Below are 22,525 nucleotides of genomic sequence, written 5' to 3'. Positions count from 1 at the left end.
GTGTCGGCAACCTGCGCGGCCCGGATCTATTCTGTCTCTGGGCACCACCTTATTCTGAAGAGCCTGACCTTGTGTCAGGCTTTTTCATTTCCGGCTTAGCAAATCGATCAAGATCGATCCGATTCAGTAGCTACGCGGCCCGACCTGCGCGGCCCGACCTGCGCGGCCCGACCTGCGCGGCCCGCTCGTCATCACCTTATTCAGAAACCTCGCTTTTCTTTTACAGCGGGGGTTCGTCGTTCTGGAGCTTTGAAACAGCCACCAGCCCACTGCATAAAGCGCTTCTACGAATCCAAGCCACATTTCCAGCGGCGGCCTTTCCCTTGTTAGGAAGGGCTACCGCCGCGACCATCGGCACCAACAACTCGCACCGGTACTGGTCGCCCTCAGAGAATAGACTGCCACATATCGGCTAGACTACCTGCCACCACCAGCCAATCACGGAACAGATCAAACCGATGAAACTACAGGGATCCTGCCACTGCGGCGCGGTAAGTTTCGAGGTCGAGTCACCGCACCCCTACCCGTTCAACCTCTGCTACTGCTCGATCTGCCGAAAGACGGCGGGCGGTGGCGGCTACGCGATCAACCTGGCCGCCGATTACGCCACCCTCGAGGTCACCGGCAAGGAACATGTCTCGATATACCAGGCCAAGCTCCGCGATGAACAGACCGGCACCGCCAGCCAGAGCCCGGCCAAGCGCCACTTCTGCCGTGAGTGCGGCAGCGCGCTCTGGCTGTGGGATCCCCGCTGGCCGGAATTGGTGCATCCGTTCGCCTCGGCGATCGACAGCGAACTGCCGGTTCCGCCGGAACGCACCCACCTGATGGTCGGCTCCAAAGCCTCATGGGTACCGCTGCTGACCGGCGAGAGGGACAAGGTGTTCGACGAATATCCCGATGAGTCCATTGCGGACTGGCATCGTCGGCTGGGGTTGGAGCGGCAGTAGAAAGCCCGACAAACCAATCCGCCGCCTCGCAAGCAGTTCCCCGACATCCCTATCCAAAAACAGATAGCCGGTTCAGCTTTTCCCTGCCTTCAGGCCATACTTTCGCAGCCGGCGGAACACCGTCGGCTGGCTGATACCCAGGTAATCGGCCAGTTGGTAGGTGCTGTCGCAACGCTCCAGCGCCTCCTCCAGCAACTGCTTTTCATACGCCTCCAGCGCCTGTGGCAGGGTGGCGCCTTGCAGCGACGGGCCGGCCGAGGGATCAACGGCGGGGGTCGGCTGCGGCATGTTGGGCAGGGTGCCGACGCCGGGCAGTTCGCACCGGATCAGCGCACCCGGGCTGGCCACGTAGAAACGCTCCAGCAGGTTTTCCAGTTCACGCACATTGCCCGGCCAATGGTAGTGGATCAGCTGCTGGCAGGAGCGCTCGTCAAGCAGCTTCTGCTGCTGGTAGCGCTGGTTGAGTCGCGCCAACACATGGTCCAGCAACACCGGGATATCCTCCGGCCGGTCGCGCAGCGCGGGAATCATTACCGGCATCACATTGAGCCGGTAGTAGAGATCCAGCCGGAAACGCCCCGCCTCCACCTGGTCATGCAGATTCCGGTTGGTGGCGCTGACCAGCCGGAAGTCGATGGCCCGCGGGCTGGTGCTGCCGATCCGGGTCACCTTGCCGTCCTGCAGCACCTTCAACAGCTTGACCTGCATCGCCAGCGGCAGGTCGCCGACCTCGTCGAGGAACAGGGTGCCGCCGTCGGCCTGCTCGATCAGGCCGGGCTTGCCCTGCCGTGATGCGCCGGTGAACGAGCCCGGCGCGTAGCCGAACATCTCCGACTCGAACAGGCTCTCGGGGATCGCGCTGCAGTTCACCTCGATAAAAGGCGCCTCGCGGCGCGGGCTCAGCCGGTGACACAGCTGGGCGATGGCGGTCTTGCCGACGCCGGACTCGCCCAGCAGCAGCAGGCTGGCGTCGGTCGGCGCCACCCGTTGCAGCAACTCATAGATCTCCAGCAGCGCGGCGCTCTTGAAGCTGAGCTCATCTACCTGTACGGTTTCGCCGCCGGCTGGATACTGGCGCCGGGCCAGCTTCTGCTGCAGCAGCTCATACTCCTGCTGCAGCAGCTGCAGGTCGGTCAGGTCCTGGGAAAAGCTGATCACCCGGACCAGCTCGCCCTGCTCGTCGAACACCGGAAAGCCCTCGGCCATCACCGAGCGACCGGTGCGGGTGGTTTGCATCAGCTGCACCGGGGCCCGCTGCTTCAGCACCTGGGCAGTGACCGAAGGCTTGAGGATACCCTCCAGCTCCAGCTGGTAGATCGATGCGCCGAGCATCTGCTCCAGCGGCCGGCCGTAGATCTGGGCGCACTTACTGCCCGCCTTCAGGATCGTCCCCTCACCGTCTGTGATCATGATGTTGTCGCGCGACTTCTCCAGCACCAACTCGAGTTCGCGTTCCGCATTGGACCGATTCAACCACTGCCTCCGCATCTACCCACCCATTCCGGGTATTGACTATCAAGGTTGAATCATAATTCACAAAAGAATCAAATTACAGACCAATTTGATTCAATCATGAATCGATAGAAAGTAACTTGTTGAAATAAAAGAAAATAAAAACTGGCACGATTTTGGCTATAGCTATCCTGAACAACACATAACATAAGGATAAAACCATGCCTGATCGTCGCTTCAATCAACCGCTTGGCGGTAACGAGATGCCGCGCTTCGGCGGCCCGGCCACTTTCATGCGGCTGCCGGCCGCGGAACCGTCCGCTGAACTGGACGCCGCCTTTATCGGCGTACCGTTCGATATCGGTACCTCCAACCGGCCCGGCGCCCGCCTGGCGCCGCGCCAGATCCGCGACGAATCACGCATGCTGCGCCCGTTCAACGTCTCCACCGGCGCCGACCCGTTCAACAGCCTGCAGGTGGCCGATATCGGCGATGTGCCGATCAATACCTTCAACCTGCAGGACAGCATCGGCATCATCGAACAGTTCTACGACCAACTGATGGAGCACGGCATCGCGCCATTGACCCTCGGCGGCGACCACACCATCGCGCTGCCGATCCTGCGGGCGCTGAAGAAGAAGCACGGTCCGGTGGGGCTGATCCACGTCGATGCCCACGCCGACATCAACGATCACATGTTCGGCGAGAAGATCGCCCACGGCACCCCGTTCCGCCGCGCGGTGGAAGAGGGGCTGCTGGACTGCGACCGGGTGGTGCAGATCGGCCTGCGCGGCACCGGCTACTCGATCGACGAGTATGACTGGTCGCGCGACCAGGGCTTCCGCGTGGTGACTGCCGAGGAGTGCTGGCACAAGTCGCTGGAACCGCTGATGGCTGAGGTACGCGAGCAAGTCGGCGGCGGCCCGGTGCATATCAGCTTCGACATCGACGGCCTGGACCCGGCCTATGCGCCCGGCACCGGCACCGCCGAGGTCGGCGGCCTGACCACCCCGCAGGCACTTGAGATCATTCGCGGTTGTCGCGGGCTGGATATCGTCGGCGGCGACCTGGTCGAGGTCTCCCCGCCCTACGACACCAGCGGCAACACCGCGCTGCTGGGCGCCAACCTGCTGTACGAGATGCTCTGCGTACTGCCGGGCGTCAACTACCAACGCTGATACTCACAAGACATCCGGCCGCCGCAGGGCGGTCGCCGGGGTCGACTCATGCCAAAATAACTACAAATAAAAGGTCCAACCATGAATCAACACTTAGATAAACAAGAAGCGGACAGCGTCCTGCTGACCGACCGCGACGACGCTCACCCGGCGCACAGCCTGTCCGCCTACCTGAAGTTCATCATCCCGTCGCTGATCGGCGTGCTGTTCTTCCTGACCCCGGTAGTGGTCGATGGCAAGGTGACCATCGGCATGGGTGTACTGGCCGACGAGCTGAAAGCGCTGACCAAGGACTACCTGCCGGCCTTCGCCACCGGCCTGTTGGCGATCTCCGCGCTGGTGGCGTTGTACGCGGCGCTGCTCAAGCCACGCTGGGCCAGCAAGGACAGTACCCTGGTCGAGGTCTTCACGCCGAAGGGCGGCTGGCTGGCACTACGCGTGGTCGGCGCCGCCTTTGCCGCGATGACGCTGTTCGAGGTCGGCCCGGAGTGGGTCTGGAACCGCAACACCGGCGGTGTGATGCTGATGGACCTGACCCCGGTGCTGATCACCTTCTTCTTCTTTGCCGCGATTTTGCTGCCGTTCCTGGTGGATTTCGGCTTCATGGAGTTTATCGGCACCCTGCTGCGCAACATTTTCCAGAAGGTCTTCAAGCTGCCGGGCCGCTCGTCGATCGATGCGGTCGCCTCCTGGCTAGGCTCCGGCACCGTCGGCGTACTGATCACCACCCAGCAGTATGAGCAGGGTTTCTACTCCAAGCGCGAGGCGGCGGTGATCGCCACCAACTTCTCGATCGCCTCGATCGCCTTCAGCCTGCTGATCAGCAACTTCATCGGTCTGGACCATCTGTTCGTGCCGTTCTACCTGACCGTAGTCGCAGCCGGCCTGGTGGCGGCGGTGATCACTCCGCGCCTGCCGCCGCTGAGTTGGAAGAAGGATGAATACAACAGCGCCAGCGGCAAGCAGATCAAGGAAGCGGTGCCTAACGGCCACTCGCTGTTCTCCTGGGGGCTGGAACAGGCGGTGCGCCGCGCCCATAACGCACCGGGCGCGGCCGCGCTTGGCCGCAGCTGCCTGATGAACGTCACCGACATCTGGTTCGGCCTGCTGCCGCTGGTGATGGCGATCGGCACCGTATCGCTGGCGCTGACCGAGTACACGCCGATCTTCACCTGGCTGTCCTACCCGTTCATCCCGCTGCTGGAGCTGTTGCAGCTACCGGAAGCCGCCGCCGCCGCACCGGCGATGCTGGTCGGTTTCGCCGACATGTTCCTGCCGGCGGTTCTGGGCAAGGGGATCGAAAGCGAGCTGACCCGCTTCGTGGTCGCCTGCGTGTCGCTGACCCAGCTGATCTACATGTCCGAGGTCGGCGTACTGCTGCTGAAATCGAAGATCCCGCTGAACCTGTTGGAATTGTTCGCGATCTTCATCCTGCGCACGCTGATCACACTGCCGATCATCGCCCTGATCGCCCATACGCTGGTGTTCTAACCGGCCAAACTGGAAAGAGCCATGCCGAGACGCGAGTGCGCCTCGGCATCCGGCTCTGCGCTTTATAGAAATTCATTCAGGAGAGAGCCATGATCACCTGTGGAGAGGTACTGGTAGAGCTGCTGGAAGCCTACGGCGTCGATACCGTGTTCGGCATTCCGGGCGTGCACACCGTCGAGCTGTACCGCGGCCTGCCGGCCACCGCGATCCGCCACCAGACCCCGCGTCACGAGCAGGGCGCCGGATTCATGGCCGACGGCTACGCCCGCGTCACCGGCAAGCCCGGCGTCTGCTTCATCATCACCGGCCCGGGGATGACCAATATCGCCACCGCGATGGGGCAGGCCTATGCCGATTCGATCCCGATGCTGGTGATCTCCAGCGTCAACAACCGTGCCGAGCTCGGCATGGGTGCCGGCCGGCTGCACGAACTGCCGGGCCAGCGCCAGCTGATCGCCGGCGTTACCGCCTTCAGCCACACCCTGATGCGGCCCGACGAACTACCGGCGGTACTGGCCCGCGCCTTCGCGGTATTCAACAGCGCCCGGCCACGACCGGTGCATATCGAGATTCCGCTCGACGTGATCACCGCTCCGGCCGATCACCTAAGCCGCAAGCCGGCCGCCCTGCCCAGCCGGCCCGGACCGGCACCGGCGGCCATCGCCCAGGCGGCGACCATGCTGCAACAGGCCCGTAATCCGGTGGTACTGCTCGGCGGCGGCAGCGCCGATGCCGCCGAACCGGCCCGCCAGCTGGTCGAGGCGCTCGACGCGCCGACCCTGCTGACCATCAACGCCAAGGGCGTGCTGCCGCCGGGCCACCCGCTGTCGCTGGGCTCGAACCAGTCGCTGCAACCGGTGCGCGAGCTGGTCAAGGCCGCCGACCTGGTGCTGGCGATCGGCACCGAGCTGGGCGAGACCGATTACGACGTGGTGTTCGACGGCGGCTTCGGCATTCAGGGCCAGCTGATCCGGATCGATATCGACGCCGAGCAGCTGAACCGCAACTTCCCGGCCGACCTGGCGATCCTCAGCGATGCCCGGCTGGCGATGGACGCCTTGCTGGAGTCGCTGGCGCAATCGACCACGGCGGATCGAGCCAGCGGCCGTGCCCGAGTGACCGCGGTGCAGGCCCAGCTGGACCGCCAGTGGCCGACCGCCTGGTCCGCCCAACGGCAGGTGTTGCAGACGGTGCAGCAGGCGCTGCCGGGGGTGATCATCGCCGGCGACTCCACCCAGCCGGTCTACTCCGGCAACCACCTGTACGAAGCCGCCGAGCCGCGCCGCTGGTTCAACTCCTCGACCGGCTACGGCACCCTGGGCTACGGCCTGCCGGCGGCGATCGGCGCCAAGCTGGCGGCCCCCGAGCGGCCGGTGGTGGCGCTGATCGGCGACGGCGGCATCCAGTTCACCCTGCCGGAGCTGGCCTCGGCGGTGGAAGCCGGCGCGCCGGTGATCGTCTTGCTGTGGAACAACAGCGGCTACGGCGAGATCAAGCACTACATGGAGCGGCGCGAGATCCCGACCATCGGCGTCGATATCTACACGCCGGACTTCCAGACCATCGCCCGCGGCTTCGGTTGCCACGCCGAGCAGGCCGACAGCTTCGAACAGCTGCACACACTGCTGCAGGCCGCCGCCAAGGCCGATCGGCCGACGCTGATCGAGGTACGCGAAGACGCCGACTTCATCGCCGGCCAGGCCCGGTAACCCGAGCGGACATCCAGTGAGAATCCCGATGGACAAGATTAGCAACCACCACCAGCTCTTTATCGACGGCCGCTGGCTCGCGCCGGAAACGCCGGCCAGCCTGGCGGTGATCAACCCGGCCAATGAGCAGGTCATCGACCGGGTCGCCGCCGGCGGCCCGGCCGATGTCGACAAGGCGGTCGCGGCCGCCCGCGCCGCCTTTCGCCAGTGGCGCCAGACCAGCGGCGCCGAACGGGCCGGCTACCTGCGGGCGATCGCCCGCCAGATCGAAGCCCGCGCCGGCGAACTGGCCGCCCTGTCGTCGCGCAACAACGGCAAGCCATTGGCCGAAGCCGAGATCGACATCGCCGATGCGATCGCCTGCTGGGACTACTACGCCGACCTGGCCGAGCAACTGGACCAGCGCCAGAACGCCCCGGTGACGCTGGCCGACCCCGGCTACCAATCACACACCCGGCTGGAGCCGGCCGGCGTGGCGGCGCTGATCGTGCCCTGGAACTTCCCATTCGTCACCAGTGCCTGGAAGGTGGCACCGGCATTGGCCGCCGGTTGTACGGTGGTGCTCAAGCCCTCCGAGGTCACCCCGCTGGTCGAGCTGCAGCTGGGCCTGATCGCCCAGTCGGTCGAGCTGCCCGCCGGGGTGCTGAACATCGTCTGCGGCAGCGGCCCGGACGTAGGCGCGCCGCTGACCAGCCACCCCGATGTCGACAAGGTGTCGTTCACCGGCAGCAACCGGGTCGGCGAACAGGTGATGCGGAGCGCCGCCAAGCAGGTCAAGAGCGTCAGCCTGGAGCTGGGCGGCAAATCGCCGATGCTGGTGTTCGACGATGCCGATATCGAGTCGGCGGTGGAGTGGATCCTCGGCGGTATCTTCTACAACTGCGGTCAGATGTGTTCGGCCACCTCCCGGCTGCTGGTGCAGCAGGGGATCGCCCCGCGACTGCTGGCGCGGTTGAAGGCGGCCGCCGAGGCGCTGCAGCTGGGCGACGCCTTTGACGACGGCGTGCAGATGGGGCCGCTGACCAGCCAGGCCCAGTACCACAGCGTATTGGGCTATATCGAGCGTGGCCGCGAAGCCGGCCTGCAACTACTGACCGGCGGCGGTCGGGCGGTCGGCTTCGCCCAGGGTTATTTCGTCGAGCCGACCATCTTCGTCGACGTGCCGACCGACAGCCCGCTGTGGCGCGAGGAGATCTTCGGTCCGGTGCTCTGCGTGCGCACCTTCGCCACCGAGGAGGAAGCGATCGCGCTGGCCAACGACAGCGACTTCGGCCTGGCGGCCGGCATCATCAGCGGCGATCCGGCCCGCGCCCAGCGGGTGGCCGAACAGCTGCAAGCCGGCCACATCTGGATCAACAGCCTGCAGGTGGTGTTCGCCGAAACCTCCTGGGGCGGCTTCAAGCGCAGCGGCATCGGCCGCGAACTGGGCCCCTGGGGGCTGAACGCCTACCTGGAGGTCAAACATATCACCCAACCGGTGAGCTGAAGGGTAAGCAAGGCCCTTGCCGTACTTTGCCCCCGCCCGATGGCGGGGGTGTTTTTTTCTATTAGAAAACCATCGCTCCGCAAAGCGCCCGGCGCTAGCGATCCGGCGTCACCTCATACGCCAGCAGCCGGTCTAAGTTCTCAACCAGATACCGCTCTATCGCCGGTAACGAAGCCGGTGAAATCACGGCCAGGCCTCACAAAGGCCACTATCAGGTGTCTGCCGACTGAGCTATATTAGCGGCCGGCACACCAACGTCAGCCCGCGCATTGCAAGACTGCGCTGCCACCCGCCACCATTGAACCAACAGCAGAATACCCGGCTGGCGGTACCAACAATCAATCGAACCATACAAACGGAAGCACCGACTGATGGAGTTGATAACCCTGATCGGGCTGGCTGCAGCCTGCTGTACCACCGCCGCCTTCGTGCCGCAGGTGGCGCATATCCTCAAAAGCGGCAACGTGGAGGGGATCTCGCTCGGCATGTACGCCATCTTCACGCTCGGCGTGGCGCTGTGGCTCACCTATGGGTTACTGATCGACGATACCCAGATGATGCTGGCCAACGCGGTCACCCTGCTGCTCGCCGGTACCGTGCTATCGTTGGTGATTCTGAAGCGGCTGGACCGCTAGCAGGCTGTCGGGATCGGCTCTTCAAGCCTCTAAGCGATCCGACCGGTCAGCCCCCGGACGCATCCGGCCAATCGCCCGCGCCTGCCAGCCCCAGCGCGCCCTGCCGGCAATGGGACCGGCGCTCCCGCGACGGCCCCCCCGAGTCCTTCGCCTCCTCAAGATCTGAACAGTACCGCCGAAAGCTTTCTCTCGACACTGCCCGCCGAACATTAACAACTCTTTTTTGTCTGTAAATTTTTCATCTTCTCGCCTTCGTATGGGCTGGGCCCCACCGGCAGAGCCGCACAGATCAAACCCACCCAAACGACATGGGACACCGTCTGGCTCAACGTCGAGATCACCGCCGTTACCACGACGGTGTTGCACGCACCCTGGCAGTGCTGCTGTTCACCTGTCGATGGACGATCTGGGGGTGGCCGGCTTCGACTCCAGCGTGCGCCTCATCGTCCATGTCAAATCGGATAGTCACCGATTTGACATGGACGCCGATCTCCTTACGATGAAGGAAGAGCACTGACCAAAGGACCCCCTATCGTGGCGCTGTCAGATCGTATTATCGGCAAAGTGCAGGGAGCGATGTCATGGCTGGTGATATTTGCGGCACTGTCTCTGCCTATATTGCCCTCTGCGCAAGCAGAACAGCTGTTGCCCGCTGGCGAGGGTTCCTACGGCCAACTGCTTCCGTCACTAAGCGCTGACGATGACACGCCAGATCCGGCCGGTCCGCAGGCAACGCCGCCACCGGTTGTTGCCGATCTATCCCTTCAGCATCCATTCCATCCCACTGTCCCAGTCATCAAGCGTTGGAACCCAATTTCAGCCCGCGCTCCTCCTGCCGGCTGAATCAACTTCCGGTTGTTTCCAATTCCGTTCGATATCGCCCTAATGCGAGGAGTTCGATCATGAACACTTATCAAGAACTGAAAACCGTTTCCCTGGATGAATTCAGTGCAATCATGCGCCCACAACAGCTGGAGGAATACACCCTGGATACCCCCGCCATGAGCGTGGTCACCGATTTCCGGAAAACCCAGCCACTGATGATGGAGCAAGACGTCTCTCTGGATGAAGCAATCCATATGATGCGTAAGGTACACGTCCGTTCGGTACTGGTGATCGATGCCGAAGAGCAATTCAGGGGACTGCTGACCGTGGCCGATCTGGAGAGCCGCAAGGCATTGAGCGTGGCAACCAGCTCTGGCCTTAACCGCAGCGACCTGACCATCAAGGATGTGATGACGCCGAGGGAGCGGCTGCGTGGCGTGCCGCTGTCCGATGTGGAACACGGTCATATCGGCGATCTGCTGAAGACCCTGCAACACGAAGGCAGCCAGCATATGCTGGTGGTCGATGCGGATAGTCGGCAGTTGCGGGGGGTGATCTCCGCCAGCGACATCGCCCGCCGACTGAAGATCTCGGTCGACATCTCGCAACGCGCCACCAGCTTCCGCGAAGTGGTGGATATGCTGGTTTCGGGCCGCGAGACCTGAGCTAATCCCAAACCGTTCAACAGTCCGGGCCCACCGGGGCCGGACTGTAGGGCGTTACCCTTGTGGCCGGTAGGGCGCCTCAATTTGCAGCGGATACCGAAGCAATTCAGCAACACCTCAACCGGCCGCCGGCTTCACCTGCCGACGACCACGCGCCAGCGGCGCATGGAACAGGTAGTAAACCAGCGGTACCAGCAGCAGGCTAACCAGCATCGAGAAACTCAGCCCCCAGACCACGGTCACTGCCAGCGGCTGCAGCATCTCGGCACCGTCGCCCCAACCCAGCGCCAGCGGCAGCATACCGACCACGGTGCTGAGGGTAGTCATCAGGATCGGCCGCAGTCGCAACCGGGCGGCCTCAATGATCGCCTCGTTCAGCTGACGCCCCTGCCGGCGCGCCAGTTCGATATATTCCACCAGCAGGATGGCGTTGTTCACCACGATACCGATCAGCATGATCATCCCCAGCCAGACCGGCATCGACAGCGGCAATGCCAGCAGGTAGACCCCGGCGGCGACGCCGATCGCCGCAAAGGGCACGCTGATGATGATGATCAGCGGGTTGCGCAGCGATTCATACTGGATCGCCATCACCACGAACACCAGGAACAGCGCCAGCGCCAGCAGGATATCGGTCAGCTGGCGCTGCTCCTGCAGCACCTTCTTGGAACCGCCGTCGTACAGGGTGTAGCCGGCGGGCAGTTCAATCTGCTGGCGCAGCGCATCGATCTGCTGCAGCGCTTCGCCCAGGGTCAGTTCGTCGCCCAGGCTGGCGGTCAGCTCGACGATCCGCATCTGGTTGTCACGCTTGATGCTGGCTGGCGTCTCCAGCAGTTGAATTGACGCCACGGTACCCAGATAGACCGGCGACGCGGCACCGCTGGCGGGAAACAGGATGATCGATTCCAGGTCCTGCGGGCTGCTCATCTCCGCCTGCGCCAGCCGCAGCCGGATATCATAAGACCTGTCGCCATCCAGGAAATCACTGACCACCTGCCCCTGCAGCGCGATCTGCGCCGCCTCGGTCAGATCCTGCAGATTCAGGCCGAGCTGCGCGGCCCGGTCGCGGTCCAGCTTCACCGCGATCTCGAACTGCTCCTCCTCGGCGGAGTGGGCCACGTTACGTAACCCCGGCATCGCCCGCAGACGATCGGCAACCATGTCGGCCAGTGCTCGCAGCTGGTCCAGGTCGCCCCCCTGCAGCCGCAGGCTGATGTCGTCATCGCCGCGGTTGGTACGGATTCCGCGAATGCCACGCTGGGTCAGGTTCACTTTGAAGCCGGCCAGTCGCTGTTCGGCGATCAATCGGTTCATCCGCTGGATCCACTGGCCGCTGCTGACTCGACGCTCGGCCAGCGGCTTGAGCTGGACGATGATGGTCGAACGGCTCGGCGTCTCGCGCTGGGTGCGGCCGAAGATCGACCCGCCGACCAGGGTGAACACCGTTTCGGTTTCCGGCTGGCCGGCAAACAGCTGCTCGATCAGCCAGGTCTTCTGATCCATCTCCGCCAGCGAGATGCCGATATCGGCAGTGACCACCACCCGAACGCGACCGTCATCCAGCTTCGGCAGGAAGATCTGCTTGCCGCTGAGGAACACCGGCAGGCTCACTGCCAGACCGGCCACGAACAGCGCCACCACCGGCCAGCGCCAGGGCAGCAGCCGACCGACCAGCACCGCATAGCGGCGCTGCAGCCACTCGACGATGCCGTCGATCAAGCGGCGCATGCGGCTGCGGCCCAGCTGACGCACCCTCGCCGCAAACGCCGGCACCAACGTCAGGGCGATGATCATCGACGCGAAGATCGCCGCCGAGATGGTGAAAACCAGCTCGCGGAACAGCAGTCCGGTCAAGCCGCCGACAAACAGGAACGGCATCACCGCCGACAGGTTGGTGGAGGTGGCGGCGACGATCGCGCTGTTTACCTCAGCGGCCGCCTGGCTGGCGGCCGGCAGCGAATCCTCACGGTTGCACTGGTGGCGATAGATGTTCTCCAGCATTACGATGGTGTTGTCGACCAGCATGCCGACGCCCAACGCCAAGCCGCCCAGTGTCATCACGTTGAGGGTCAGGCCGCCCAGCCCCATCAGCACGCAGGTGAACATGATGGCGATCGGTATCGCGCTGCCGATAATCAACGTGCGGCGCAGATTGCCGAGAAACAGGTAGACCACCGACATCGCCAGCAGCGCGCCGCTGATCGCCGCCAGGCTGGCGTTCTTCAGCGACTGCAGAATGTAGCTGGACTGGTCGGCGACCACCGTGGCACTGATATCCGGCGGGATGATCCGCTGCGCTTGCAGCCAGGCCAGCCGCTCCTTGACCACCGCCACCACCGCGGTGGTGTTGGCGGCCGGCTGCTTCTGGATCGACAATTTGATGCCGCCGACCCCATCGGCACGCACCTTGATCCGCTCATCCTCACTGCTGTCGACGACCTGGGCCACGTCGCCCAGGTAGACCGTATTGCCGTTGCTGCGCGCGATCGGCAACCGCCGGATCTCGTCGATCGACGCGAAACGGCCGCTGATCCGGCCAGTGAACTCATGATCCGGCATCTGCAGCCGACCGATCGGCTCGTCGCTGTTGGAGGTCTGCAGCGCGGCGATCAGGTCGCGGTAACTGAGCCCGATCCCGGCCAGCCGCTGCTGGTCGGGGATCACCTGGATCTCGCGCAACAGCCCGCCGCCCACCTCGGCGGCGGCCACCCCCGGCAGGTTCAGGAACCACTTGCTGAACACATCGTCGGTCCAGCGCCGCAGTTCCACCCCGCTACGCAGCGACGAACTGATCACGAACTCCATCACCGGAATCTGCGACGGGTCGAGTTTGTAGATGATCGGCGGATCGGCCAACTCCGGCAGGAAACGCTTGGCGCGGTCCAACCGGGTACTGGCATCGCGCAACGCGATATCGATATCCTTGCCGTATTCGAACGCCAGGTCGACGGTGGTCAGCCCGCGGTTGGTATCGGACTGTACGCCGATCGCATCCTCGGTTACCGCCAGCTGCTCCTCCAGCTGGCGGGTCACCTTGTCCTCCATCACCGAGGCGGGCACCCCGTCGTCAATGATCCGCACCCGGATCTCCGGATAGATGATGTGCGGCAGCAGATCGACCGCCAGACGACTCAGCGTGAACATCCCCAGTACGATCACCGCCAGCGCGATCATGCTCACACCGACCGGATGGCGGATCGACCAGGCCGCCAGGCCGCCGCTTCGCAAGTTCATGGCGCGCTTCCCACCGCCGAGGCGGTGCCCGCGCCGCCCGGCAGCGCCTCATTGATCACCACCGCCACCTGGGTGCCGGCACGCAGGTTGGTGAAGCCGCGCACCACCACCTGGTCGCCCGGGCCCAGCCCGCTGAGGATCTCGATCTCGTCGCCGATCCGCAGCCCGGTCACTACCGGCACGATCTGGGCCCGCTGCTGCGCGTCGACCGTAAAAACGTACTCTCCCTGGCTGGAACGACGCAGCGCGACGAACGGGATCAACAGCCGCTCCGCCTGCTGGGTACGCAGCCTGACCCGTGCCAGCTGGCCGGGCCGGGCACCGACCGGTACCGGCTGCAGGGCGATCTCGACGGTACCGGTACGGGTGACCGGGTCCAGATTGGGATAGATGCGGGTGATCCGGCCCGGCAGAGGATTGGGGCTTTGCCGACCGGCCAGGGCATCGATGGTCAGTTCCACCGGATCGTCCAGCTTCAGCTTGTTGATCAACAGCTCCGACACACTGACCTCGGTGATCAGCGAGCTCTGGTCGGAGATGGTCAGCAGATGGGTATAGCGCTCGGCGATATTGCCCGTTTCGCTGAGTCGCTGGCTGACCACCCCGCTGATCGGCGAACGCAAGGTGGTGTAATCCAGCCGGGTCGCCAGCGCCTGCTCATTAGCCCGGGCCACCGCCAGCTCGGTCTCCACCCGGGTCAGCTCCGACTGCGCGGTCAGCCGCCGATCGACCAGCCCCTGGATCCGCTTCAGATCCTTCTGCGCCTTGATGCGCAGCGCCTGGGTACGGGCCAGTTGGGCACGCAGCAGGCGGTCATCCAGTTGCGCAACCACCTGGCCCTTGCTGACCCGGTCGCCCTCGTAGAACGGCAGCGCGGTGATCCGTCCCTCCTCCTGGTTGTAGATCTGGATCTCCTGCAGTGCCCGCAGGGTGCCGGTGCGTTCGCGCTCGATCGCGATGGTCTGGCGCAGCGCGGTGGCGGTCTCCACCAGATGCGGTTTGCTCTTGCTCTGTACCGGCGCCGGCGGTTCGTTGCAACCGACCAGCAGCAGGGCCAGCAGGGAAACCAGGGAGAGAAAAGCTACGCGCATAATCTGCAGACTCGGAGGGTTATCGACGGCACTGGATAAACGTCGAGATATTGTCAGCCGCGCAGCGCTTTTGCGCCACACTTTCATTCAGGTCGCATGTAATCTGAGTCTAGGGGCCACCCCGGTAGCACGCCAACGTTACCCGCGCTGGGAAAATGCAGCCGCACGATTCGCCCCATCTCTATCTGGTTATTGCGGAAAGGAGACACCCACCGGCTGCCAGATCAGGTCAGGCCTGCAGCGGTGATACTCTGAACTGCGCTCTACAGGGAAAGTGTCCGAACAGGATATTGAAAAAGACTCAGCGGATCCGTTCCTGATACTTGTGGCTTTCCACGTCGATCTTGACCTGATCGCCCGGCTGGATGAACTGGGGCACCTGGATCTCCAGGCCGTTCTCCAGGGTCGCCTCTTTCAACACGCTGCTGTTCTGGATATGCAGCGGTTCGGGGGTGCTCTCGACCCGCAAGATCACGCTGTCGGGGTAGCTGACCTCGAGCGCTTCGCCGTCGAAGAAGTTCATCTGCAGCGACTGGTTGGGCTGCAGGAACGGCAGGTAGGCGCCCAGCCGCTCCTGCGCCAGGCTGACCTGTTCGAAGGTTTCCGGGTTCATGAACACGCACTGATCGCCGTCCAGATAGAGGTACTCCATATCTCGGCGTTCAATCTCGATCTCTTCGAACTTCTCGTTATCACGAAAGCGACGCTCGGTGACATTGCCGGTACGGACGTTGCGCAGCTTGGCATGGGTCACGCCGTGCATCTTGCCGCCACCGGCCTGGTAGTCGGCCAGCGCCACCCGGTAGAGTTCGTTGTCCAGCCGGATAAACATCCCGGTGCGCATCTCTGCGGCTGGTTTCATCGCGCTGCCCCCTCGCTGTGTCAGTGTCCGAAGTATAGACCGCCGCGATAGCGACTCGCCGGATACAGCGGTGGCGGCCGGGCCGGTCAATGCTCGACGGCGTTGGAGAACAGGTTCATGATCGCCACGCCGGCGATGATGAAGCCGATGCCGATCAGCGCCGCGGCATCGAGCTTCTGGTCGAACAGGAAACGGCCGATCAGCGCGATCAGCACCACCCCCAGGCCGGACCAGATCGCATAAGCGACGCCGATCGGCACCGCCTTGAGAGCCAGCGACAGGAAGTAGAACGATATGCCGTAGTTCACCGCCATCAGCAGCGTGGGCAGCAGCTTGGTATAGCCGGCGCTCGCCTTCAGGGCCGAGGTGCCCAGCACTTCGGTGGCGATGGCGATGGCCAGGTAGATCCAATGGTTCATAAGGTTCTCTCGATGGGTCGGTGGAGTGGCCGGGCCTGAGGTGACGGCAAGGCTGCCGCGCCGCCGTCGTCAGAGCTCAAGACACATGCCATCATGGCCCGCGACGACGCCGGCCGGCAACGGGTTATCCAGCAGCCACAGATCCATCTTATGGCTCAGGTGGGTCAGCACCAGCCGGTGCGGATTGACCGCCCGCCGGATCGCCAGCACCTCATCCAGGTTGTTGTGGTTGCGGTTGGCGACGCCCGGCGGCGACGAGCAATCGATCACCAGCAGATCAGGCGATTGCTGCTGCAGAAAGCGCTCGGTTTCCGGCGGTAGCCCCTTAGTATCGGTCAGGTAGGCTGCACTGCTACCAGCGGCGCGGAACAGGTAACCGAAGGTGGGTTTGGAGTGGGCCAGCGGCAACGGCACCAGTTCTACTGCACCTAACTGTAACGGCTGGAACGGCTCGAGCGGCGGCTGGAAGCTCAGCATGCCGGGGTGCTTGTAGAGGTCGGCACAGCCGTCCGGGTCGTCCGGCCCGTAAACCGGCAGCGGCTCGGCCTTGCCCCAGCGCAGATGGAACAGCCCCTGCACATGGTCCATATGGTAGTGGGTCAGCAGGATGCCCTGCAGCGTACCGGGCGGGAAGCGTTCACACAGGTCGCTCAGCCCGCCGTCGATCAGGTAGCGCTCGCCGGCCACCGCCAGCAGCGCCGAGCAGGGCCGACGCACCGCCGCCGGCTCGCGGCGCGCGCGCCGACAGGCCCGGCAGTCGCAGCCATAGACCGGCACCTGCCGGACGTCAGCGGTACCCAACAACTGTAGTTTCATAACCTGTCCCTCCTGGCCGGATACCGCTATTCCGCACCGAACCATCCAGCTCGTTACTATTGTCGATCCGCCAACAGGCGGGGCAACCCCGCCACCACCATCTTGGACGTGCCGATGCCCAATGACTAGTGCCCGTCGCGCAGCGCCTCGAAGGCGGCGATCGCCCGCTGACGAGCCGCCCTGTAGTCGAGGATCGGTGCCGGATAACCCAGTTGCCGGCGAACGTCACTTGGCGGGTCATGGATCTGCCTGGCGTCCAGCGGTGCCAGTTCCGGTACCAAGCGGCGGATGAAGGAACCGTCCGGATCGAAGTTCTGCGACTGGCGCAGCGGGCTGAACACCCGGAAATAGGGTGACGCGTCGCAGCCGGTCGAGGCGCTCCACTGCCAGCCGCCGTTGTTGGCGGCGAATTCACCGTCGACCAACCGGTTCATGAAGTAGCGCTCGCCCCGGCGCCAGTCGATCAGCAACAATTTGCAGAGAAAACTGGCGGCGATCATCCGCAACCGGTTGTGCATCCAGCCGGTCTGGTTCAGCTGGCGCATCGCCGCATCGACGATCGGATAGCCGGTGCGCCCCTCGCACCAGGCCCGGAAGCCGGCCTCGTCGTCGCGCCAACGCAACCGTTCGGTCTCCGGCCGGAACGGCTTACCCCGGCTCAGTTCCGGAAAATGCAGCAGCAACTGGCGGTAGAAATCGCGCCAGGCCAGCTCCCGCAGCCAGCCGTCCTCGCGCCAGTCTCGGCCCAGTTCGGCATAACGTGACTGGATCACCGCCAGGCAGCGGCGTGGCCCCAGCATGCCGTTGGCCAGGTAGGGCGACAGGGTGCTGGTCGCCGGCCGCGCCGGGTAGTCGCGCAGCTTCGGATAGTCGAACAGCCGCTGCTCGCAGAACTGCGCCAGTCGCCGGCGGGCTGCAGCCTCTTCGCCCGGCCAGAGGTCGTCGCGGAACGGCCCGGCCCAGTCGAATGACAGCGCCGGCGGCGGCAGTGAATCAGCCTGGCTGCCAGGTTCGGCATAGGGGCTGGCCGGATACTGTCGATCAAGCTCCCGCAGCCAGCGCTTGTAGAACGGCGTGAACACCCGGAACGGCGCGCCCTGCTGGTTGTACAGCGGCACGCCGACCAGCAGGTCGTAATCGCAGGCGGTGACTGCGACACCCTCGGCCTGCAACCGTTCGCTGACCGCCTGATCACGGCGCTGCTCGTCCAGCGGCGTCTCCCGGTTGAACCAGAGCCGCTCGATGCCATTCTGGCGACAGAAGCTGGCCAGCGCAGCCGGCAGTTCCGCAAAAATGTCCACCGACAGTTCGCTGAACGGGATGCCAAGCGCCGCCAGCCGGCTGGCCAGATCGCTCAACGCCGCCGCCCGCAGGCCGAGCCGGGCCGGCGATTCCTGGTACTTGCGCCACTGGCCCGGGGTGCGGCAGAACAGCACCCGGATCGGCCCCTGCGCACGCGCCAACGCCAGCGCGGGGTTGTCATCCAGCCGCAGATCGTTACGCAGCCAGACCAGTTCGGTCGGATTCATGAGACCTCCAGAGCCTGCAACGGTGGTCGTGCTTCACAGATCGTTACGCAGCCCCAGCGCCGCCGGATAGGGCTCCAGGTAACGTTGGCCCTGCACGTAGCCGCTGCCGTAATGGCGCAGGTAGTGGCAGAGCAGCGTCAGCGGCGTCGCCAGGTTGACCTCGCCACGACGATACTGGTCGATCACGGTCAATAGGTCTTGCCGCAGGGCGCCGGTCAGGTTGCGCTTCAGATAACCGAGCAGGTGCATCAGCACGTTGCAGTGGTTGCGGCGTGTGGCCGGCCGGCGCAAAGCCGTCATCAAGCGGCTGAAATACTGATCCCGCACTGCTGTTAGCGATGTCCCATGCGACTCGCCCAGCAAGCGGCCCAACGCGCGATATTCCGCTTGGCTATGGGCCATCAGCAGGTACTTGTACTGGCTGTGGAAATCCAGCAGCGCGCGATAGCTGAGCTGGCTGTCCACCTGCTGGCGGAAGCGGTGATGGGCGAACACCCGCAGCACGAAGTTCTCCCGTAGGGCGGGGTCGTTCAAGCGGCCCGCCTCCTCCACCGGCAACTGCGGGTAACGCTTCATCAGCGCCTCGGCAAACAACCCGGCGCGACGTTGCTGGTGCGGGTAGCCGTTCGGCTGGTAGACCTTGATCCGCTCCATACCGCAGCTGGGCGAGTTCTTCATCAGGATGTAGCCGTCCAGCTCGCCCAGCCTTGCCAGGTAGGGTTCGACCGCCGCCATGAAGGCGTCGCTCAGGTCGGAGCCCGGTTGATTGCTGTAGGCCAGCCGCGGTGACCGGGGGTCGCCCTCCAACCGGATTGTCGGGCGCGGGGTGCCCAACCCGGCGGCAACTTCGGGACAGAACCTGCGGTATTCGAAGTACTGGCTCAGCGGGCCACAGCAGTAGCCGGAACGGCTGTGGCCGCCGTTGTAACGCACGTTGTCGCCAAGCAGGCAGGCACTGATGCCAACCGGAATTTTGGTTGCCGCCTGACTATGGCCCTGCATATCGATGATCAAACTGTTCATGCCGATTACCTCCGTTGCCGCACAGCGGTGCCACAGCACCTTCTTGTACAAAGATAATAAGCTGTACAAGAATTTCAATCTTCTTGTACAACTTTTTTTTCTGTATAAGTTATGGATCTGCTAGCCAGCTGTTCGCTACACTGTCGGCAACACATAAAATCCGATGGACCGCAGGAGCCAGGCCGTATGTCTGAGCGACCCGATGACCTCCAACACAACGTAAATCCGGCCGAAGCGGCCGATACGCTGTTTCCGATTCGCGAGCTGTCGCGCCTCACCGGCGTCAACTCGGTGACCCTGCGTGCCTGGGAGCGTCGTTACGGCCTGCTGAAACCAAGCCGCACCGCCAAGGGTCACCGCTTGTACAACGCGGCGGACGTGGAGCGGGTGCAGGCGATTCTCGGTTGGATCAATCGGGGCGTCGCGGTCAGCCAGGTACGCGCCCTGCTGGCACAGGATCAAAGCGATACGCCGCAGCAACCGCTTAGCGATGAGTGGACAGCGCTACACGACCAACTGTTGGCCGCTGCCGATGCTTTCCAGGAAGACCGGATCGATGCGCTCTATAACCAGCAGTTGAAGCAGTATCCGGCCACCATCTGCATCGAGCATTGGCTGGCGCCGCTGTTGGAGCAGCTCAGTGGTGATGTGCATCGCACGGCTCAACTGGCCTTCCTGTCCGCCTGCCTGCGCAGCCGGCTGGCGAATCGGCTACTGGGCCTCAACCGTCAGCAGCGCCAGCCGTTGATACTGATGTTGTGCGACAACGCCAGCCCAGCCTGGCGGCTCTGGCTGGCGGCGGCCTGGCTGGCTGAACAGGGCTGCCATATCAAAATACTGGACCAGGCTCCGGCGCCGGAGCATTGGCCGGCATTATTGCGCTCCCTGCAACCTGAAGGACTGCTCTACTACCGCGAGGATAAACCCGGCGAAGTCCAGCAACAGCAGCTGCAGCGGGCACTGTCCGGCCAGCCCTTTCCCACCGCGCTAACCGGGCCGGGTTGCCTGCTGGGACTGGGCGCCGATGCCGAGCAACAACACCAGCTGTTGGTCGACAGCCAGCCGCTGAGCGGCGCTCGCAGCCTCTGGCAGAAACTGCAGCGCAGCCGGTCATAAAACACCAACTTTTCTGTTATTGAATCAACATTCCCGAATCTGGTACTAGTATTGATAACTCCGGCAATGATTCCGGAGCCATAAAATCTTGGCTGACTAAGCCACCAGCACGGCCTGGCGAGATCGGTTTCTGGAGTGATGGATCGACACGGCAGTCCCGGGAAGTCGCTATGCATGGGCAGAAACCACACTATCTCCGCGCAAGGCTTGGAAGTGCCGCGGGCCGCAGCATCGCAGCCTGCTGGCTGATCTCGCTGGTTGCCAGCATTGGCCTGGGGCTGGCCTGCGTGATCTACAGCTGGTCCGGCCTGCCGATCCACTTTGCCGGCGCCGAGCTCTATATCTCCCTCTACCCGCCACTGACCATCTGTACCCTGTGGGTGATCTGGTTCGGCTTCTGGTCAGGCGCCATACCGGCCTACCTGGCGACATTCACCTTGGCACTGCATTCCGGCATGCCGCTGACTGCAGCCCTGGTATTCGCCTTCGCCAACCCTCTGGGACTGGCGGTATTTGCCCTGGCCTACCGCAGCATGCCGGTCCGATATGATCTGCGCACCGGCCGCTCACTGGCATTTTTCACCCTGCTGTCCTTTATCGCCGGGGTATTCAGCTCGGCGGGTTCATTCATCTGGACCTACACCAACCAGCTGGGCGTGCAGGATGTATTTGCCATCTGGCAGGGCTGGTGGCTGGGCTCCTTCCTGCAAACCCTGTTTTGCGTCGCACCGCTGCTATGGCTGTTCAGCCGGCCGCTGCGCAACTGGAAGCGACGGCACCGACTGGAGCCCGCCAAACCGATACCCACCACCAAAAATACGCTTACTATCAGTGGCTTGATGCTGGCAGGTCTGGCCAGCTACCTGTTGATCAATCTGCATCTGGAGCGGGAACTGCTGCGACTGGCCGAAGCCAGCAACAACCGCGTCCAGATCCATCAGGTGGTGCAGATGGTGATCGATTCGACCGAGGCGTTGATCTGGGTGGTGCTGGTAGCACTTGGCTTTCTGGTGTTCTTCGGTTTGCGGCTGTTCGGCCACTGGACCGCCGCACTCCATCGGGAGATCGCCCAACGGCGTGCGGTTCAGGACCGGCTGGAACAACAGAACCTGTTTCTATCCAAGGCCAGCCAACTGAGTAGCGAGCTGCAATCGGCCACCACCCTGGACGCTGCCCTCGACCGACTGCAGCAGCGCCTGCCGGACCTGTTGCCGAACAGTCAGGGCGCGCTGTTCCTGCGCGGTCCGGATGGCCACCTGCAACGGCGCGTCCACTGGGGAGCCGATGCCGCGCGGCTGTCGGCGCTGGATGAAGAGAGCCTGGCCGCTCCGCTACCCAACGAACAGGCGGTATGCCTGGCGCTGCAACTGAATGAACAGCCGTTCGGTACACTCTGGCTTAGCGAGTTGCCGGCACTGCTGGCCGAAAACCCGGACCTGAGCCAGATGCTGGTGGAGCAGCTGGCGCTGCCGCTCGGCAATCGCAAGCTGCAGGATCAGCTGCAGCACCAGGCGGTTCACGATCCGCTGACCGGGCTCTACAACCGCCGCCATATGCAGCGCTGGCTGCAGCATGAGTTGACTCGCAGCCAGCGCAGCCATCAGCCACTCAGCGCATTGCTGGTGGATGTCGATCATTTCAAGCAGCTGAATGACAGGTACGGCCATGCGATCGGCGACCTGGTGTTGCAACGGCTGGGACATTACCTGGAGCAGCACGTCCGCCGGCAGGATCTGTGCTGTCGTTACGGTGGTGAGGAGTTTCTGCTACTGCTGACCGATACCGACGGCGCCACCGCGCTGGAGCGTGCCGAGGCGTTGCGCCAGGGGGTGGCGCGGCTGCAGATCAAGGTGGGGGCTCAACCCCTGCCCGATATCCAGATCTCGGTTGGCATCGCCTGCTACCCGGACCATGCCGAGGACGGCAATCAGTTGCTGGCGGCGGCCGATACCGCGCTGTACCACTCGAAACGGACCGGGCGCAACCGCTGTTCGCTGGCCACGACCCACACCAATGAAGCACCGACCGAGTTAGTCTGATCGAC

The 22,525-nt window shown here is 63.8% G+C and carries 17 protein-coding genes; 9 read left to right on the top strand and 8 right to left on the bottom strand.

Annotation, left to right across the window (positions count from 1 at the left end):
* Window positions 1-458 precede the first annotated feature (458 nt).
* Window positions 459-950, top strand: a complete 492-nt coding sequence (locus K6T12_RS12970) for a GFA family protein (RefSeq protein WP_222223160.1) — start codon at window positions 459-461, stop codon at window positions 948-950.
* Window positions 951-1,022: 72 nt separating this feature from the next.
* Here the strand turns inward: K6T12_RS12970 and K6T12_RS12965 are convergent, their stop codons facing one another.
* Complete coding sequence (locus K6T12_RS12965) at window positions 1,023-2,423, bottom strand: sigma-54 interaction domain-containing protein (protein WP_255611714.1); 1,401 nt, start codon at window positions 2,421-2,423, stop codon at window positions 1,023-1,025.
* 200 nt (window positions 2,424-2,623) lie between these two features.
* Between K6T12_RS12965 and speB the strand changes: the two genes are divergently transcribed.
* The 6 genes from speB (at window position 2,624) to K6T12_RS12935 (ending at window position 10,391) form a co-directional block, all read left to right on the top strand.
* Complete coding sequence (speB, locus tag K6T12_RS12960) at window positions 2,624-3,580, top strand: agmatinase (RefSeq protein WP_222223156.1); 957 nt, start codon at window positions 2,624-2,626, stop codon at window positions 3,578-3,580.
* A gap of 81 nt (window positions 3,581-3,661) precedes the next feature.
* The gene (locus tag K6T12_RS12955) at window positions 3,662-5,071 is read left to right on the top strand and encodes a YjiH family protein (RefSeq protein ID WP_222223154.1); all 1,410 of its coding nucleotides are present in this window, start codon (window positions 3,662-3,664) and stop codon (window positions 5,069-5,071) included.
* Between the two features lie 89 nt (window positions 5,072-5,160).
* Window positions 5,161-6,780 (top strand): 5-guanidino-2-oxopentanoate decarboxylase, encoded by a 1,620-nt coding sequence (locus K6T12_RS12950; protein ID WP_222223152.1) that lies wholly within the window; start codon window positions 5,161-5,163, stop codon window positions 6,778-6,780.
* 28 nt (window positions 6,781-6,808) lie between these two features.
* Entirely contained in the window at window positions 6,809-8,266 is a 1,458-nt protein-coding gene (locus K6T12_RS12945) for an aldehyde dehydrogenase family protein (RefSeq protein ID WP_222223150.1), read from the top strand.
* 371 nt (window positions 8,267-8,637) lie between these two features.
* Window positions 8,638-8,901 (top strand): SemiSWEET transporter, encoded by a 264-nt coding sequence (locus K6T12_RS12940; RefSeq protein WP_222223148.1) that lies wholly within the window; start codon window positions 8,638-8,640, stop codon window positions 8,899-8,901.
* Between the two features lie 902 nt (window positions 8,902-9,803).
* The gene (locus tag K6T12_RS12935) at window positions 9,804-10,391 is read left to right on the top strand and encodes a CBS domain-containing protein (RefSeq protein ID WP_222223146.1); all 588 of its coding nucleotides are present in this window, start codon (window positions 9,804-9,806) and stop codon (window positions 10,389-10,391) included.
* A gap of 117 nt (window positions 10,392-10,508) precedes the next feature.
* Here the strand turns inward: K6T12_RS12935 and K6T12_RS12930 are convergent, their stop codons facing one another.
* The 7 genes from K6T12_RS12930 to K6T12_RS12900 all read right to left on the bottom strand — a co-directional run bounded on the left by K6T12_RS12930 (window position 10,509) and on the right by K6T12_RS12900 (window position 19,365).
* A complete protein-coding gene (locus K6T12_RS12930; protein ID WP_222223145.1) occupies window positions 10,509-13,625 on the bottom strand; it encodes an efflux RND transporter permease subunit in 3,117 nt (1,038 codons plus the stop codon).
* Window positions 13,622-14,716, bottom strand: coding sequence for an efflux RND transporter periplasmic adaptor subunit (locus K6T12_RS12925; RefSeq protein WP_222223144.1), 1,095 nt, complete (start codon window positions 14,714-14,716; stop codon window positions 13,622-13,624). The genes K6T12_RS12930 and K6T12_RS12925 overlap by 4 nt, the downstream gene beginning before the upstream one ends.
* A gap of 301 nt (window positions 14,717-15,017) precedes the next feature.
* A complete protein-coding gene (locus K6T12_RS12920; RefSeq protein ID WP_222223143.1) occupies window positions 15,018-15,578 on the bottom strand; it encodes an elongation factor P in 561 nt (186 codons plus the stop codon).
* A gap of 86 nt (window positions 15,579-15,664) precedes the next feature.
* Window positions 15,665-15,997 carry a DMT family transporter gene (locus K6T12_RS12915; RefSeq protein ID WP_222223142.1) on the bottom strand — a complete coding sequence of 111 codons (333 nt, stop codon included), beginning with the start codon at window positions 15,995-15,997 and terminating at the stop codon, window positions 15,665-15,667.
* Window positions 15,998-16,066: 69 nt separating this feature from the next.
* Entirely contained in the window at window positions 16,067-16,813 is a 747-nt protein-coding gene (phnP, locus tag K6T12_RS12910; RefSeq protein ID WP_222223141.1) for a phosphonate metabolism protein PhnP, read from the bottom strand.
* A gap of 125 nt (window positions 16,814-16,938) precedes the next feature.
* On the bottom strand, window positions 16,939-18,342 hold the full coding sequence (locus K6T12_RS12905; RefSeq protein ID WP_222223140.1) for a cryptochrome/photolyase family protein: 1,404 nt from the start codon (window positions 18,340-18,342) through the stop codon (window positions 16,939-16,941).
* Window positions 18,343-18,375: 33 nt separating this feature from the next.
* Window positions 18,376-19,365, bottom strand: coding sequence for a YbgA family protein (locus K6T12_RS12900; protein ID WP_255611712.1), 990 nt, complete (start codon window positions 19,363-19,365; stop codon window positions 18,376-18,378).
* Window positions 19,366-19,551: 186 nt separating this feature from the next.
* On the opposite strand from K6T12_RS12900, the gene K6T12_RS12895 reads away from it, so the two are divergent.
* Together K6T12_RS12895 and K6T12_RS12890 are read left to right on the top strand one after the other, a co-directional pair.
* On the top strand, window positions 19,552-20,481 hold the full coding sequence (locus K6T12_RS12895; protein WP_222223139.1) for a MerR family transcriptional regulator: 930 nt from the start codon (window positions 19,552-19,554) through the stop codon (window positions 20,479-20,481).
* A gap of 170 nt (window positions 20,482-20,651) precedes the next feature.
* Entirely contained in the window at window positions 20,652-22,520 is a 1,869-nt protein-coding gene (locus K6T12_RS12890) for a sensor domain-containing diguanylate cyclase (RefSeq protein WP_222223138.1), read from the top strand.
* Window positions 22,521-22,525 lie beyond the last annotated feature (5 nt).

This window comes from Marinobacterium arenosum (assembly GCF_019795155.1).
Lineage (GTDB): Bacteria > Pseudomonadota > Gammaproteobacteria > Pseudomonadales > Balneatricaceae > Marinobacterium_C > Marinobacterium_C arenosum.
Note: the sequence above shows the minus strand (reverse complement) of the source record. Positions and strands in the feature narration are given on the sequence as shown.

Coding starts and splice junctions, on each gene's coding strand:
- K6T12_RS12925 (WP_222223144.1), bottom strand. CDS start 14,716: ATGCGCGTAGCTTTTCTCTCCCTGGTTTCCCTGCTGGCCCTGCTGCTG.
- K6T12_RS12890 (WP_222223138.1), top strand. CDS start 20,652: ATGCATGGGCAGAAACCACACTATCTCCGCGCAAGGCTTGGAAGTGCC.
- phnP (WP_222223141.1), bottom strand. CDS start 16,813: ATGAAACTACAGTTGTTGGGTACCGCTGACGTCCGGCAGGTGCCGGTC.
- K6T12_RS12945 (WP_222223150.1), top strand. CDS start 6,809: ATGGACAAGATTAGCAACCACCACCAGCTCTTTATCGACGGCCGCTGG.
- speB (WP_222223156.1), top strand. CDS start 2,624: ATGCCTGATCGTCGCTTCAATCAACCGCTTGGCGGTAACGAGATGCCG.
- K6T12_RS12930 (WP_222223145.1), bottom strand. CDS start 13,625: ATGAACTTGCGAAGCGGCGGCCTGGCGGCCTGGTCGATCCGCCATCCG.
- K6T12_RS12935 (WP_222223146.1), top strand. CDS start 9,804: ATGAACACTTATCAAGAACTGAAAACCGTTTCCCTGGATGAATTCAGT.
- K6T12_RS12970 (WP_222223160.1), top strand. CDS start 459: ATGAAACTACAGGGATCCTGCCACTGCGGCGCGGTAAGTTTCGAGGTC.
- K6T12_RS12955 (WP_222223154.1), top strand. CDS start 3,662: ATGAATCAACACTTAGATAAACAAGAAGCGGACAGCGTCCTGCTGACC.
- K6T12_RS12940 (WP_222223148.1), top strand. CDS start 8,638: ATGGAGTTGATAACCCTGATCGGGCTGGCTGCAGCCTGCTGTACCACC.
- K6T12_RS12900 (WP_255611712.1), bottom strand. CDS start 19,365: ATGAACAGTTTGATCATCGATATGCAGGGCCATAGTCAGGCGGCAACC.
- K6T12_RS12950 (WP_222223152.1), top strand. CDS start 5,161: ATGATCACCTGTGGAGAGGTACTGGTAGAGCTGCTGGAAGCCTACGGC.
- K6T12_RS12895 (WP_222223139.1), top strand. CDS start 19,552: ATGTCTGAGCGACCCGATGACCTCCAACACAACGTAAATCCGGCCGAA.
- K6T12_RS12920 (WP_222223143.1), bottom strand. CDS start 15,578: ATGAAACCAGCCGCAGAGATGCGCACCGGGATGTTTATCCGGCTGGAC.
- K6T12_RS12905 (WP_222223140.1), bottom strand. CDS start 18,342: ATGAATCCGACCGAACTGGTCTGGCTGCGTAACGATCTGCGGCTGGAT.
- K6T12_RS12915 (WP_222223142.1), bottom strand. CDS start 15,997: ATGAACCATTGGATCTACCTGGCCATCGCCATCGCCACCGAAGTGCTG.